The organism is Maribellus luteus (assembly GCF_003576475.1).
In the GTDB taxonomy this organism is placed as follows: domain Bacteria; phylum Bacteroidota; class Bacteroidia; order Bacteroidales; family Prolixibacteraceae; genus Draconibacterium; species Draconibacterium luteum.
On record NZ_QWGR01000004.1, the window covers coordinates 440,310 to 456,349 of the forward strand.

Below are 16,040 nucleotides of genomic sequence, written 5' to 3' on the forward strand. Positions count from 1 at the left end.
CGGTTCCTTTGTTTTATTTTGTTTCCGGTTGAATGCTAAAAGAACTCATCAAACGAGTCGGAATTGTTTTTCTTTCTGGTTACCTCGTCGCAATCGAGGTTGATGTTGAAATGGGCAGGCTTTTTAAACTGCATGTCTTCTTCGCGTATTCCCAGCGAAGGGTCGGCCAGCACTTTTTTATAGAAATATCCCCAGACAGGCAGTGCCATGTTGGCTCCCTGTCCCGAAGAAATGGTTTTAAAGTGAATACTTCGTAGGTCGGCGCCTGTCCAGACTCCGGCAGTTAGTTTCGGAGTAATTCCGATAAACCATCCGTCAGAGTGGTTCTGTGTTGTTCCTGTTTTTCCGGCAATGGGCATTTTGAATTCTCCATATTCCTGAGTCACCCTTTCGCGCCACAGGTTTGATCCGCGCAAACGAATACCGGTTCCTTCATCAATCACTCCTTGCAACAGGTTCAGCATCAGGTAGGCGGTCTCGGCATCAATGGCCTCGTGGCGGTCGGGCTGAAACCGTGCGATCACGTTGCCGTGGCGGTCTTCAATACGTGTTACAAAATAAGGTTTTGTATATACGCCCAGGTTGGCATAGGTGTTAAATGCTCCCACCATTTCGTACAGGGTAACGTCGGAAACCCCCAGGAACATAGAGTTTACGGGGTCGATCGGACTAACAATGCCCAAGCGCTTCATTACCTCCACCACTGCCTGCGGATTGTACTGTTTCATTACCCAGGCTGATATGCGGTTTTTTGAATTGGCAAGTCCCCACTTCAGTGTAACCATTTTCCCGTCCATTTCTTCGTCAACACCTGCATCCTTGGGCTCGTAAATCGATCCGTCGGGCTGGATAAACTGCTGGCTTACATACGGAACTTTGGTACACGGAGTCAGGCCGTTTTGCATGGCCAGCGTGTAAACAAAAGGTTTTACCGTAGAGCCAATCTGGCGTTTGCCGTCTTTTACCATATCGTACATAAAATACTGGTAATTGGGGCCGCCCACATACGCTCTTACTTTGCCGCTTTCGGTATCAACCGCCATAAACGACGAGCGGAAAAAACGAAGGTAATACTTGATGGAATCCATCGGAGTCATGGTGGTGTCCACCTCTCCTTCCCATGTAAACACGGTCATTTCTGTGGGTTCGTTGAAGGTTTTCTTCACCTGTTCGAAGTCGTTCCCGGCTTTGCGCATAAGGCGGTAGCGTTCGCTTTTGCGTATTTCGCGGTTCAGCAAATCGTCTACATCCTGCGAACTCATGTTGTTGGCAAACGGCGGATTTCTCAAGTCTTTCATGCTCCCGTCGAAAAGAGGCTGGAGGTCGTTACTAAGATGTTCTTCCACTGCTTCGTTGGCATACCGCTGCATGCGCGAATCGAGTGTGGTGTATATTTTTAACCCGTCGGTATAAATATTGTAGTTTTCGCCGTTGGGCTTTTTGTTCTTTTTACACCAGCCAAACAAAGGGTTGTTTTCCCATTCGGCCAGGTCTTCGATGAATTTTTGTCCCTGCCACGACGGGTAGTTTTCGCGTTCCGGTTTTTTGGAAGTCAAGGCCAGCCGGAGATATTCCCGAACATAAGGCGCAGGTCCCTGTTTGTAATCCACTTTGCTGTATTCAAGATCGAGTGGAAGTTGTTTGGCTGAATCGCACACGGCTTCCGAAATGTATCCGTATTTCTCCATCTGGTTCAGTACGGTATTGCGGCGTTGAAGCACCAGCTCGGGACGACGCACCGGGTTGTACAGCGAAGAGTTTTTGGCCATCCCCACCAGCATGGCAGCCTGGTGCAGCTGCAACGAATCGGGCTGAATGCTGAAATATACGTTAGCCGCCGACTTTATTCCCACGGCATTGTTCAGGTAGTCGTATTTGTTCAGGTACATTAAAATGATCTCTTCCTTGGTATAGCTTCGTTCGAGTTTAACGGCAATAATCCATTCCTTGAATTTGCGTAAAACAAGATCCATTTTGCCGTCGACACCGGTACGCGGGAACAACATTTTGGCGAGCTGCTGGCTGATGGTACTGCCACCTCCCGAACTGGAATCTCCGGTCATAATACCTTTTACAACGCGGAACAATCCACGAAGGTCAACACCCGAATGGTTGTAAAAACGAACATCTTCCGTGGCGATCAATGCGTGAATCAAATGCGGGGGAAGGCTTTCGTACCCGACATAGGTCCGGTTTTCGCTCACAAAGTATTTGTCGAGTATTTTACCGTCTTCAAAATAAATCTCGGTGGCCAGAATGTTTTTTGGATTTTCAAGCTCTTCGAAACTAGGCATAAATCCCATCTTCCCGTTGGCCATCATCGAGAAAAAAAGGAAAACACCACCTATTGCAAGCAGTACAATCGCCCAAAAGGCGATGATATAACCGGTGAATTTTTTTAATTTTTCCCCCATCTATTTTGCTCATTTAAAGTTGGCAACAAATATATATGATAATACCTAGGCGGCAATTGATTTAACGCCCCGGGAAGTGATTATATTTTGGTTTTTTAAAAATAAATTCATCATTTTCAAATAAATAGAAAAACAAAAAATAGAAAGATAAATTTTGAACTTAGCATTGGTTTTGCTTTAATTTGCAGAAATTTTGTGAAAGGATTAGAAAGCATATGCATAATAACCTCGTAATTGTTGAGTCTCCGGCAAAAGCAAAAACTATTGAAAAATTCCTTGGTGAGGGGTATACTGTTACCTCCAGCATGGGGCATGTCAGAGACCTGGAAAAGAAGGACTTTGGGATTGATATCGAGAAAAACTATTTGCCAAAATACGTAGTTACACCCGATAAGAAAAAGATCGTTTCGGAACTGAAAAAAATGGCCAAAGATGCACAGGTTGTGTGGCTCGCATCCGATGAGGACCGCGAAGGAGAAGCCATTGCCTGGCACTTGATGGAAGTGTTAAAACTGAAACCGGAGCACACGAAACGTATCGTTTTTCACGAAATCACAAAAGACGCCATTACCAATGCCATTCAAAATCCGCGAAGCATCGACCAGCATCTGGTAAACGCCCAGCAGGCACGCCGGGTGCTCGACCGTATCGTAGGTTTTGAAGTGTCGCCGGTATTGTGGAAGAAAGTAAAACCGTCGTTGTCGGCCGGCAGGGTTCAGTCGGTGGCAGTACGCCTGATTGTGGAACGTGAGCGCGAAATTCGTGATTTTACAAGTGAATCTGCATTTCGGGTGATTGCAACATTCCTGGTTCCAGATGATAACGGGAATGTGACGGAATTGAAAGCCGAGCTTTCGAAGCGTTTTGAAACGCGCGACGAGGCAGCTGCTTTTCTTGAAAAATGTAAAACTGCCGAATTCAGCGTAAGCGATGTGGCTAAAAAGCCAGGAAAACGTAGCCCGGCACAGCCTTTTACAACTTCTACGCTGCAACAGGAAGCGAGCCGCAAACTTGGTTTTTCGGTTTCGCAAACCATGTCGGTTGCACAGCGCCTGTACGAAAGTGGAAAGATCACTTACATGCGTACCGACTCGGTAAACCTTTCGAGCCTGGCCATCAATACTTCCAAAAAGAAGATTGAAGAACTGCACGGCGAGAACTACGTGAAGATTCGCAAGTTCAAGACAAAATCAAAAGGAGCTCAGGAAGCGCACGAAGCGATCCGGCCTACTTATATGGATCAGGAAACGGTGGATGGCACCAGCCAGGAACAACGTTTGTACGAGCTGATCTGGAAAAGAACCATCGCCTCGCAAATGGCGGATGCCATTATGGAGCGTACCACGGTAACCATTGATGTTTCCACCGCTGCTGAGAAGTTTATTGCCAGTGGAGAAGTGATTGTTTTTGATGGTTTCCTGCGGGTGTACATCGAATCAACCGACGACGAAGGTCAGGGCAACGGAAACGGACAAAGCATTATTCCACCCTTGCATGCAAAAGATGTGCTCAGCATGGAGAAAACCATCGCCACCGAGCGTTTTTCGCAGCGTCCGGCACGCTATACCGAAGCCTCGCTGGTAAAACGCCTGGAAGAGCTGGGAATCGGAAGACCATCGACTTATGCGCCAACCATTACCACGGTTCAAAACCGTAACTACGTAGTGAAAGAAGACCGCCCGGGTGTGGAGCGCGAATACCAGGTACTGGAACTGAAAGGCGGCAAAATAAAGGAACAAACCAAGACCGAAATAACGGGAGCGGAAAAAAGTAAGCTGTTCCCAACTGACATTGGCATTGTAGTGACTGATTTTCTGGTGGATAATTTCAGCGAAATCATGGACTACAACTTTACCGCCGATGTAGAGAAGGAGTTTGACGACATTGCCGATGGGAAGCTGGTTTGGAACGAGATGATCGATAAGTTCTACAAGCCGTTTCACGAAAAAGTGGATGATGCCCTTGAGAATGCAGAACGTTCAAAAGGAGAACGGGTGCTGGGTGTCGATCCTAAAACCGGCAAGCAGGTATCCGTAAAAATCGGGCGTTTTGGGCCCTTGGCTCAGCTGGGCGAAGCTTCGGAAGAAGGAGGCGAGAAGCCCCAGTTTTCGAGTCTTCGCAGCGGTCAGCACATCGAAACAATTACGCTGGAGGAAGCGTTGGAGCTGTTTAAGTTGCCACGCGAATTGGGCGATTTTGAAGGGAAGAAAGTAAGCGTTTCTATTGGCCGCTTTGGGCCGTATGTGCGCCACGACAATAAATTTGTTTCACTCGGAAAAGAAGATGATCCTTATTCTGTTGGTTTGGAAAGAGCAGTGGAGCTTATTGAAATCAAACGCGAGAAAGACAAGAATGCGGTGGTGAAAGTATTTCAGGAAGATGCTGAGCTGCAGATCCTGAATGGGAGATGGGGGCCATACATTAAGTACAAGAAGAAGAATTTTAAAATTCCGAAATCAACGAAAGCAGAAGAACTTTCCTTCGAAGACTGCATGAAGATAGTAAGTGCAGCTCCGGCCTCAAAAAGTACGCGAAGCAGAAAAAAATAACGGAAGAGGGCAGGTGATTTGGTCATTTGCCCTTATTTTTAGCCAAAAAACATGGACCTGAAACCTTATTTCGATGCTGTTGATTTTTCCGCTTATCCTGAGAAATCGCGTCTGAACTGGAAACAGACACTGGGGGCTGTTATCGAAAAAAATACGCAGGCGTTGAATGAGTCAACACTGGCAAAGGTGGAAGTGGCACTGATTGGCCTCCCGTTTGAAACCCTTGAAAACAGTTGTGTTCATAACTCGGTTGCGGATTCTATTCGGGCAGAGTTGTATCAACTGGCAGTTCCCGGTAAATTGAACATCATCGATTTGGGAAACCTGAAAGAAGCGCAGAGTCATAAAGGGAATTACCTCGCTTTGCGCGACATTGTTGATTATCTCACCGAAATTAACATAACTTGTTTGCTGTTGGGTGGTAGTCAGGATTTTTCTTACGGCGTTTGCCAGGCATTCCGAAACGATAAAATGTTTTCCTTTAGTGTGGTAGATGCCTTTCTGGATGTAAAGAAAGGTGTTGAAAGCTTTCAGCCCGACAATTATTTATCACGCATTTTTAGCAAGCAACCCGGTATTTTTGGCTTTAACCTGTTGGGGTACCAGCGTCATTACGTTCCCGATCAGCTTTTTAGTAAAACAAAGGGCGTTGGGAATCACCTGGGATTGGGGCAACTACACGGTAATCCTTTGCTGGCAGAACCTGTTTTCAGAAACAGCGATTTTGTTTCCTTTGATTTTGGCACTTTGAAATTTTCGGAGACCTATGGTAAACAAAAGCTTCCGAATGGTTTATACAGCGAAGACATTTGTCAGCTGGCAAGGTATGCCGGGTTGAGTACAAGGTTGAAGGTGTTGGGGATCTTTGAGGTTCAGGAAGATGCCGGATTAACAGGGGTTAATATTCAGCTGGCAGCACAGGCAGCCTGGTATTTTCTGGAAGGAACGATTCAGCAAAGCCGTGTGAAACCGGAAGATCAGGAAGGCTTTATTATACATAAAGTAGAGGTGTGGCAGGTGGAAACACCGCTGGTATTCTACGAGAACAAGGAAAACGGTCAGTGGTGGATGCAACTGCAGTCGTTTGACAATTCGTTTCTGTATTTTGCCTGTTCAGAACAGGATTTTATTGATGCAAGCCTCAATGAAATCCCGGAGATGTGGTTGAAATATGTTCAAAAAATCGACGAAATATTAAAATAATACACTTTTCAGAACGTTCTTTGCATACCTTGTTAACAGAAGATTGTTACAAACAACAATAATTTTGTTTCTTTGGCGGGGCAATAAATGGCTAAATTGCCAATTGAAAGAAGAGTATGAAGAAAACTGTTTCTTTTCTATATTTGCTGCTATTGGTTCAATTTGTGGTTTTCGGTCAACAGGACCCTCAATTTACAAACCACATGTATTACAAATTGGGGGCTAATCCGGGTTATGCCGGAGCAGAAAACGCCATTAGCGGGCTGATATTGAATCGTTACCAATGGGTTGGATACGGGGGAGGAGAACCAAAGACCATGGTTTTTAGTGTGGACGCACCAATTAAGGCGTTTGGCGCTCCCGGAGGACTTGGGTTAAATATTGTGAGAGACCAGTTGGGTTATTATAACAACTTGTGGATCAACTTGAATTACGCATACAAAGTTACAACTGGTTTGGGGACTTTGGGGATTGGAGTTTCCCCCGGGTTCTATAATTTTAATATATCTCCTGAAGAATGGGTTACTCCTGACGATATATCGGGAAGTGGCGGAGGTGGTGGTGGAACAGACACAGGAGATGGTTCGATACCGAGTGAAGAGGCCAGTCAGCTGGCATTTGATATAGGTTTAGGTGCTTATTTGTATTCCAGGGATTATTACCTGGGAGTTTCAGTAAGCCACATAAACGAAGGGGCTGTGAAGTACGATGATGTGGCAAGCGATTATCTGGCAAGGCATTATTATGCTATGGGCGGATACAATATTAAGCTGTCTGATCCGTTATTTCAGTTGCGGCCGTCGTTCTTGTTTAAATCTGACCTTGCCAGTTGGCAGTTGGATTTAAACGCAAATGTTGTTTATGATGATAAGTTTTGGGGCGGATTGTCTTACAGAGTGCAGGATGCAGTAGCATTGCTGATGGGACTGGAGTTGTTTAACGGATTGAGAATTGGCTATTCTTTTGACCTGGCCACTTCTGCGGTTAGAAGAAATTCTTTGGGGTCTCACGAGTTTTTTGTAAGTTATTCGATCAATGTCGAAAGAAGCCGCAACCAGAAATACAAGAGTATTAGATTTTTGTAAATATTGATTAACACCACAAGTGTTAGGGCAAGACGTAATATATTTTTTTACTTTTATTGTTGTTAACTTTTGCAGAAAAAGGTGCTTAGCTAAGAAAAGATACAAACTATGAGAAAACCACTATTAATTGCAGTAGTATTCACATTGGCGTTAAGTTTATCGGGCTGTTTGGGCGGTGGTTCAGGTGGCAACGGTGAATTGGTCGGAGTACAAAAGAGGCAACGGTTTAAAGAGACGCAACCTTACGGAATGGTATACATCCGCAGGGGAAGTTTCAATATCGGACCCAGCGACCAGGATGCGAGCAGCGCCGGAGTACCTACCAAAACAGTTTCTCAGGAACCATTTTGGATGGACGATACTGAAATTACAAATAACGAATACCGCCAGTTTGTTGGTTGGGTAAAGGAAAAAATGGCGCGCGAGATGCTGGCCGACCAATATCCAGAATTCATGATTACCGAAGACCGGCAGGGAAATCCGATCGATCCGCCTCAAATTAACTGGGACGAAAAAATCGACTGGGAAGATCCTGACATGCAGATGGCCATGGAAGATCTTTACATTCCTGAAAATGAAAGATTCTTCGGGAAAAAGGAAATTGATGCACGTAAGCTGTTTTATGAATACTGGTGGGTTGACTTAAACCAGGCAGCCAAGCGCAGCAACAGCTACAACTACGAAACGCAACGTTACGAAGGTAACGTTTACAATACCGAGGGAGACCTGGTTCCGATTGAGAACCGTTCTTCTTTTATGATGCGCGACCAGGTGCATGTTTATCCCGATACCTTGTGCTGGATCAGGGATTTCACTTATTCTTATAACGAGCCGCTTGCTACCCGTTATTTCTGGCACCCCGGTTTTGATGAATATCCGGTAGTAGGTGTTACCTGGAAGCAGGTAAACGCTTTTTGTAACTGGCGTACTAAAATTCAGTCAGATTATCTGGATGAAAGAGGTGAGCCTACTTTGATGGAATACCGTTTACCCACCGAGGTTGAATGGGAATACGCAGCTCGCGGCGGGAAAGATTTTTCTATGTATCCATGGGGAGGTTACTATACCCGCGATGACAAGGGAGTATTCTTAGCCAACTTTAAGCCTTTGAGAGGTAACTATGTGGAAGACGGCGGAATCGCCTCGATGAAAGTGGGGAGCTACGATCCGAACGAATACGGCTTGTACGATATGTCAGGTAACGTGGCCGAATGGACAAGTACTGCATACGACGAAGCAGGTTACAACTACTTTAGCGACCTCAACCCTACTTTTACCTACAACGCGCGGAAAGATGATCCGCCGGTAATGAAACGCAAGGTAATCAGAGGGGGATCCTGGAAGGACATTTCGCAATTTGTACAGGTATCGACCCGGAGCTTTGAATACCAGGACACTACTAAATCATACGTTGGGTTCAGGTGTGTACGTTCAACCTTTGGTGATGAATTTTAGACTTGTTTGAATAAATTTAACTTTATACCATTCCATTATGAACCTCGGAGAACTTTTTAAAACAAAACGCTGGAAGACTTTCATGGGCTATGTATACGGCTGGGGTGCAGCAGTTGTGCTGATTGGTGCACTTTTCAAACTGGAGCACTGGCAGTATTCGGGTCTTTTGCTGACCATTGGACTTTCCACTGAAGCACTGATCTTTTTCCTTTCAGCTTTTGAGCCATCAACGGAACAACCCGACTGGGGTAAAGTGTATCCTGAGTTACGGGAAGACTATGAACTGGCTGAACTTGAGGAACTGAAGCCGCGGAAAAACGGCCTGGAGCAATTACTAAACGGCTCGCAACTAACACCTGATCTGCTGGACAGGGTTGGTAAAGGTTTAAATGAACTGAGTAACACCGCACGTGGCATCAGCGATATTTCGTCGGCCACGCTGGCAACTGACATGTATGTTAAAAATCTTGGTTCGGCCTCTGAATCAATGAATACCTTTGCTGAAATCAACAACAGGGCGAACGATTCAATCAACCGTTCAGTTACAACCTTGCTGGATTCGTATACATCGGCAGCCACGCAGCTATCGGCAACCGGAAGCAGTCTTTCCGATACGTATAACAAATCAGCCGAAGTTATTTCACAAGGTTTGCAAAACATTGGAAGCAGTTCAAAAGAATATGCCACTAACCTGGATAAACTTAACAAGAATCTGAATTCGCTAAACAGCAATTTCGAGTTGCAATTACAAGATACAAAAGAACAGTTTAAAGCCAGTCAGCAATTCAGCAAAGATCTTTCAGAAATGAACTCCATTCTGACTTCTTCGGTGGACGAGCTGAAAAAATACAAGGAAAATGCCGAACAACTCAACAAAAACCTGGAAGCGTTGAATACGATTTACGGGAATATGTTGGGGGCAATGAGCTATAAAAAATAACATTCTGAAAGAATAGCATATGGGAGCAAAAAATTGCCCGGAAACACCGAGGCAAAAAATGATAAACATGATGTACATCGTGCTCACCGCAATGTTGGCATTAAACGTTGCGGCAGAGGTGCTGGAGGCTTTCAGAGTGGTTGACTCGAGCCTGTTGCAGACGCTGGAGGCGGTTGACATCCAGAATGCTCAGTTATACGCATCATTTGACCAGGCCTATGCCGAAAACCCAACCAAAGTTGCAGAATGGAAGGATAAAGCCGACGAGGTGAAAGCCAAATCTAAAGAGATGATCAACTTTGTTTGGCAACTGAAGGACGACATGGTTAATTACTCGGGAAGTAAGCCTGTGAACGAAGATAACATTCTTACGGAAGAAGATTATTTTCATATTACAGTAGCCGGAGATACAGTAGAACTTGGTAAGGTAGATGATCTGAACGGCCCGTCGGAATACATGATCACCCAAAAACATGCTACCGAATTGAGGGAGAAAATTGCAGAATACAAAGCCTTCTTAGTTAGTATAGTGGGAGAAGATAACGAGGAATTGAAAAAAACAGTTCTGAGTGAATTGAAAACCGAAGATCCGAAAGGGAATATAAAAAGCGGAACTGAAAAAAAATCATGGGAGTCAGAGCATTTCGAGAATAAACCCTTGATTGCTGTGCTTACTTTGCTTTCAAAAATACAGATTGATGTAAAAAATTCGGAATCAAACATGGTAAAATACCTGTATTCTGAGATTGATGCAGGTTCCTTCAAGTTTAACCGCCTGGGGGCGATGGTATTGCCTAATTCAAACGTTGTGTTGATGGGCGACGAATACAAGGCCGATGTTATTTTGGCCGCAGAAGATACTACGCAGCAACCCGAGATTATTATCAACGGGCGTGCTTTTCCTGTAAAAGATGGAAAAGCCACTTATGTTGGAAATACTGACAAACCGGGTGTGTTTAAATGGAGTGGGTTGATCAAATATAAAACTCCGGGTGGAATTATTAAAAGCTATCCTTTTGAACAGGAATACCAGGTTACTCAGCCGTCAGTAACTATGTCGGCCACTAAAATGAACGTTTTCTACAAAGGTTTGGACAACCCCTTCGAGGTGAGTGGTGGTTCGATCCCAAGTGAAAACCTGGAGGTGACGATGACAAACGGTAAGATTGTTCGAAACGGAAACCTTTTCACAATCAATCCTACAGATTTAGATGCAACTGGGAAGAAAACAAAAGTCAGTGTTTATGCCAAAATTAATGGCGATCGCAGGTTAATAGGTACGTCTGATTGGCGTGTAAAAGAAGTTCCGGACCCTGTTGCTCAAGTGGCTGGTATTTCCGGAGGAAATATTAAAAAGGAACTTTTAACCATTCAAGATGGTGTAATGGCAGTACTGGAAGATTTTGATTTTGAGTTCAAATACACAGTCACTCAATTTACCCTTGAAACGACAGGGAGCGATGGGTATTCCAATCCATATCCGGTAAAAGGGAACCGATTTTCTCAACAGCAAAAAGACGCTCTTAAGAGAGTCAATATAAATACCTGGGTCAATATTACTGACATTAAAGCGGTTGGTGACGATGGTTCTACCAGAGACCTGGATCCAATCTCGTTAAAAATAAAATAAGGAATATGAAGAAGTTAGCGATTTATCTTGGCATGCTTGTTTTTGTATTGAGTTTGGCTCACAAAAACTCGAACGCCCAAATTGTAAATGGCGCCTATAAGCAAAACGACATTTATGAAAAGAAACCGATGCCATTGGTTTCGGTAAGGGAGGCCGACGTTTTTTGGTCGAAGAAAATATGGCGTGTCATTGATTTACGTGAAAAGGCAAACATTCCGTTATATTATCCGACAAAAGAAATTGCTGGTCGCGTAAATTTGATTAGTTTACTTTTAACCGGAATTGAAAATAGTCAGCTGACTCCTTACGATGCAAGGTCAGACGATGATTTTAAAGTGCCGATGACCTATACCCAGGTAAAAGAACTTTTTGGTGCAAAAGCAACCACACAGGAGAAGATTAATTTCGATACAGGTGAAAAAGAGAATGTAGTTGTTCAGGGAGATATTCGCAGAGAAGAAATTAAACAGTATATGTTGAAAGAAGAGTGGTATTTCGACAAACAGACTTCAACTTTGAATGTTCGCATATTGGGTATTTGCCCGATTCGCGAATATGTAAGTGAAGGAGATGCGTCGGGACAGATACGTCGCCAGAAGGTATTCTGGATCTATTTCCCGGAAGCGCGTCCGTTGCTGGCTACTAACCTAGCTCTGAATCCGGTTAACGATGCGCGCCAGCAGTCGTTCGACGATTTGTTCATCAAGCGAATGTTTACCAGTTACATTGTAAAGGAATCGAATATGTATAACGATCGTGATATCAGTACCTATTTAAGTGGTATCGATGCAATGCTGGAATCGAAACGTATCGAAAACGATATTTTCAACTACGAACAAGATCTTTGGGAATATTAATACAGAGAAAAAACATATGCAGCCTTATGGAAACATAAGGCTTTTTTTTGAAACAATAGATATTACAAGCGTACGTTTTAATTACACTTTCATTTCTCCGGAAAAATTGCATGAAGAGAACATTCACATATTTGTTTCTGTTGGCAGTGCTTCTGTCGTCGTGCAAGAATGAGCAAAACAAATACCTTTTGCTAGGGAAAAAGAGCGGTAGGCAATGGTTTGAGCCAACACCGTTTGGAATGGCTTACATTAAAAGAGGAGCTTATAACATTGGGGCCAACGACGATCAATTAAATGGCGTTACCCCCAACAAAATGGTATCCACCGAAGCTTTTTGGATTGACGATACCGAAATTACGAATAACGAGTACCGGCAGTTTGTTTACTGGGTGCGCGATAAACGGGCGCGCGAGTTGCTGGGGCAAACATACGCTGATTTCCTTATCACCGAAGACAAGTACGGAAACCCGCTGGATGAACCAGAAATTAACTGGGATGAGCGCATCGAGTGGGACGACATTGATTACCAGAATGCAATGGACGAGCTTTATCTTCCGGAGCAGGACCGGTTTCATTTCAGAAAGGAAATTGATACGCGTCAATTGGTTTACGAACATTATTGGATCGATTTCAAACAGGCGGCGAAACGCAGTAATAGTTACAATTTTGAAACCCAGCGTTACGAAGGAAACGTGGTCAATGAAAAGGGAGAAGTGGTTCCGATTCAAAACCGGACTTCTTTTCTGATGCGCGAATCGGTTCCGGTTTACCCCGATACCTTGTGCTGGATTCGCGATTTCGCTTATACGTACAACGAACCTTTTACGATCAAGTATTTTTCGCATCCCGGATTTGATGATTACCCGGTTGTGGGCGTAACCTGGAAACAAGCCAACGCATTTTGCAGCTGGCGGTCGGGCCTGAAAGCTTTCACTCCGAAAAATGAAGAAGAGGCAGCGCCACACGATTTCCGCTTACCAACCGAAACCGAATGGGAGATTGCAGCCCGCGGCGGGATGATGAACAATAAATATCCGTGGGGAAGTTATTATTCACGCAATGTGAACGGTTGTTTTGTAGCGAATTTTAAACCGCAACGTGGAAATTATGTTGCCGACAGCGAAACAACCACTACCGCGATGAAAGTAGGGCAGTACGATCCCAATCCCTTTGGAGTTTACGATATGGCCGGAAACGTGGCCGAATGGACTTCTACTGCATTCTTCGAAGCCGGTTATGAAATGATGAATGACTACAATCCCGAGATTGAATACAATGCCAAACCCGATGATCCACCTGTAATGAAAAGAAAAGTGATCCGCGGTGGTTCATGGAAAGACATCGCCTATTTTATTCAAACATCAACGCGTAGTTTCGAATACCAGGACACAGCCAAATCATATGTTGGTTTCCGTTGTGTACGTACTTCTTTCAAAGACGAATTCGCACGCAATTAATCTCCTAGAACTTTAGATTTAAACCCGCAAATACCGTTGCTTTTGGCATGGTGTAATACCGGTTTACCTCGTAGCTTGTTCCCAGCAGATTCTCTCCGCTAAGAAACAGATGAAGGTTCTTACTAAGCCGGTACTTGGCTTTGGCATTTACAAGCGTATAACTTTCCTCATTTACAGCCACTGGTGAAGGATTGTTGTCCAGATTCGAGATTTGTTGAATACTTGCAGATAAATGGAGTTTACTGATCTGGTAACTGGCATTCAGAAAGAAATGATGCTCCGGTGTTGCGTAAACCGGTTGGTCTATGTTTATGTAGCTGTAGGTAGCCTGAATTCCGAGGTTTTTTAACGGTTCGGCATTTACAGCCAGTTCCAGACCTTTGTTCGATACTTTGCCGGTATTCAGATAACCATTCGGAGGTCCCACATTTACGATCATATTATCGCCTTCAACCACAAAAAAGGTGAGTTCTGCCTGTACTTTTTTTCCAAGCTTTGTCAGAAGGCCGGTTTCGTAATTCCAGATGGTTTCCGGGTTCAGTTTCGGATTGGGTCCCCACATAAACAATTCGCGCATGGTAGGACTGCGGTAGCCTTTCGAAACGGTTCCTTTCCAGGTTGTGTTTGAATTGAAATGATAGGCAAATCCTGCTGAGGGAATCCAAATGTCGCCATACTGGCTGTGGTGTTGAAAACGGATCCCGGCGTTGATCGTTAGTTTCTTCCACAGTTTTTGCTGGGTGAAAGCGTACGCGCCAATTTCAGACAAGGTAGTATCGGCGAAAACGATTCCGTTACCGTTCATGGCTTTTTTGTTTTCAGCCATTCCTCCGTAGTTCATAAAATCAAAACCGGTGGTTAGTGTGTTCCCGTCAAGCAGGTGGAAGGATTCATACAAATTCACACCGTAATTGTGATCTTTGGAATGAAAACCGTCAGTAATATCGTGTTCCCCAAAGTTGTAAAACACTTTTACTGCCCCCGATGCTTTTTCAAACTCGTTGAGTAAAGTGAAGGCCCAATAACCACGCAAAATATCGATGCTTTCGCCCGCACTGGCATTCAGGGTGTCTGGCCCGGGATCGGACGCTTTAAAAGCGGCGATACTTACATCGCTAGAGGCGGAAAAATGAGGGTTCAAATCGTAGCCCAGTTTCACGTAACCATTCGTGATTTTAAAGTCAGAATGATCGCGGTGCCCGTCAGTTTGATCGTGATTAAGCGATGCAAAAACACTGAATTTATCTTTTTTGTATCCCATCGATCCCATGTATTTCTGAGTATTGTATGAACCATAAGAAAGACGAGCGTTTCCATGTGTACCATTGGCTGTTTGTTTGCGTGTAATGATGTTAATAACGCCTCCCATTGCATTCGAACCATATAAAATCGACGCCGGGCCGCGGATAACTTCAACACGTTCCACATCAGAAGCCACGTACGAGTCGGGGAGCGGATGACCCATAATTCCCATAAATTGCGGGTGCCCGTCGATAAGCATTAAAACGCCGGTAGTTGGATTTCCTCCGATACCCCGGATACTGATCTGCCCGGCAGAGCCGGCAGCAACACCAAAACCGGTAATGCCTCGCTCGGTAACAAAAAGTCCGGGAACCCTGCCGTTTAATACCGGAAGCAAGGCCGACTCATTGGATTCTTCTATTTGATTGCGGTCGACTACCGAAACTGCCATTGGCACGTTGTTACGCGTCACTTTTACGGGTGTTCCGGTTACCACTACTTCATCAATTCTGACCGTATCTTCGGTGATTGAAAAGCTTTGGGCGTTTACCCATCCAATGCAGGTAATTAGAGTGAAAACTGTCAACAATAATTTTAGGTTTATCCGAGTCATCGTGTTACGTTTGTTTTGATTCGTGTTACTATTCGGTCAAAAAAATTTAGCCTGCTTTACTCATAACGAGTTTTCCGTGTTGAATGCCCTTCAAGCCAATAAGTTTATCCGAAATTTCGGTTAATATGCGGGAAGGCCCTTTTACAGCTGTTATTTCCATGTAATTCTCATCGTTCAGGTAAAATCCCTGCGACGACAGGACATATTCTTTATAAGCAAAGCGGATTTCAGAAGATTTTTTGAGGATGTCGGATTTTTCATGGTTAAAAACCAGAACAACAGCACCTGCCACAATATTGTCGCATTTCCATTTCTCCTCCACCATGTTTTTCTCAATAAGGTGACGGATGGCCTGGGAGCGATTGGAGAAACCATTCTCATTCACATAATTGTCGAGTGCTTTCAACAATTCTTCATCCAGTGAAACGCCAAAACGGGAAACCGACACAGTGTTACTTTTTTAGTTTATCGTGGCACGAATATATGCAAAATGTGATTACAAGAGATGAGTTGGGCTTATTTTGTTAAGTAAAATGCCTTCCCGAAGGAGTGTGTTGTGCTTATTTGAGCGGCAAATAATTGTATCTTTAAGCAT

11 protein-coding genes are annotated in these 16,040 nt (G+C 44.3%); 8 read left to right on the forward strand and 3 right to left on the reverse strand.

Annotated elements, in window-relative coordinates; genetic code table 11:
* Nucleotides 1-35: 35 nt before the first annotated feature.
* Nucleotides 36-2,414, reverse strand: a complete 2,379-nt coding sequence (locus tag D1614_RS09965; RefSeq protein WP_119437760.1) for a transglycosylase domain-containing protein — start codon at nucleotides 2,412-2,414, stop codon at nucleotides 36-38.
* A 215-nt stretch (nucleotides 2,415-2,629) separates the two neighbouring features.
* Between D1614_RS09965 and topA the strand changes: the two genes are divergently transcribed.
* From topA to porK (D1614_RS10005), 8 genes are all read left to right on the forward strand, one after another.
* Nucleotides 2,630-4,963, forward strand: a complete 2,334-nt coding sequence (gene topA, locus D1614_RS09970) for a type I DNA topoisomerase (protein WP_119437761.1) — start codon at nucleotides 2,630-2,632, stop codon at nucleotides 4,961-4,963.
* A 51-nt stretch (nucleotides 4,964-5,014) separates the two neighbouring features.
* The gene (locus tag D1614_RS09975; RefSeq protein WP_119437762.1) at nucleotides 5,015-6,166 is read left to right on the forward strand and encodes an arginase family protein; all 1,152 of its coding nucleotides are present in this window, start codon (nucleotides 5,015-5,017) and stop codon (nucleotides 6,164-6,166) included.
* Nucleotides 6,167-6,282: 116 nt separating this feature from the next.
* Nucleotides 6,283-7,251, forward strand: a complete 969-nt coding sequence (locus D1614_RS09980) for a PorP/SprF family type IX secretion system membrane protein (RefSeq protein ID WP_119437763.1) — start codon at nucleotides 6,283-6,285, stop codon at nucleotides 7,249-7,251.
* Nucleotides 7,252-7,359: 108 nt separating this feature from the next.
* Nucleotides 7,360-8,706, forward strand: coding sequence for a T9SS ring complex lipoprotein PorK/GldK (gene porK, locus D1614_RS09985; protein ID WP_119437764.1), 1,347 nt, complete (start codon nucleotides 7,360-7,362; stop codon nucleotides 8,704-8,706).
* 37 nt (nucleotides 8,707-8,743) lie between these two features.
* Nucleotides 8,744-9,646, forward strand: coding sequence for a type IX secretion system motor protein PorL/GldL (gene porL, locus D1614_RS09990; protein WP_119437765.1), 903 nt, complete (start codon nucleotides 8,744-8,746; stop codon nucleotides 9,644-9,646).
* A 19-nt stretch (nucleotides 9,647-9,665) separates the two neighbouring features.
* Entirely contained in the window at nucleotides 9,666-11,276 is a 1,611-nt protein-coding gene (gene porM / locus D1614_RS09995; RefSeq protein ID WP_119437766.1) for a type IX secretion system motor protein PorM/GldM, read from the forward strand.
* Nucleotides 11,277-11,281: 5 nt separating this feature from the next.
* Complete coding sequence (porN, locus tag D1614_RS10000; RefSeq protein WP_119437767.1) at nucleotides 11,282-12,133, forward strand: type IX secretion system ring subunit PorN/GldN; 852 nt, start codon at nucleotides 11,282-11,284, stop codon at nucleotides 12,131-12,133.
* A 110-nt stretch (nucleotides 12,134-12,243) separates the two neighbouring features.
* The gene (porK, locus tag D1614_RS10005) at nucleotides 12,244-13,590 is read left to right on the forward strand and encodes a T9SS ring complex lipoprotein PorK/GldK (RefSeq protein WP_119437768.1); all 1,347 of its coding nucleotides are present in this window, start codon (nucleotides 12,244-12,246) and stop codon (nucleotides 13,588-13,590) included.
* A 4-nt stretch (nucleotides 13,591-13,594) separates the two neighbouring features.
* Here porK (D1614_RS10005) and D1614_RS10010 read toward each other — a convergent pair whose 3' ends face one another.
* Both D1614_RS10010 and nikR read right to left on the reverse strand, forming a co-directional pair.
* Nucleotides 13,595-15,445, reverse strand: coding sequence for a TonB-dependent receptor plug domain-containing protein (locus D1614_RS10010; protein ID WP_119437769.1), 1,851 nt, complete (start codon nucleotides 15,443-15,445; stop codon nucleotides 13,595-13,597).
* Nucleotides 15,446-15,491: 46 nt separating this feature from the next.
* Nucleotides 15,492-15,893, reverse strand: a complete 402-nt coding sequence (gene nikR, locus D1614_RS10015; protein WP_119437770.1) for a nickel-responsive transcriptional regulator NikR — start codon at nucleotides 15,891-15,893, stop codon at nucleotides 15,492-15,494.
* Nucleotides 15,894-16,040 lie beyond the last annotated feature (147 nt).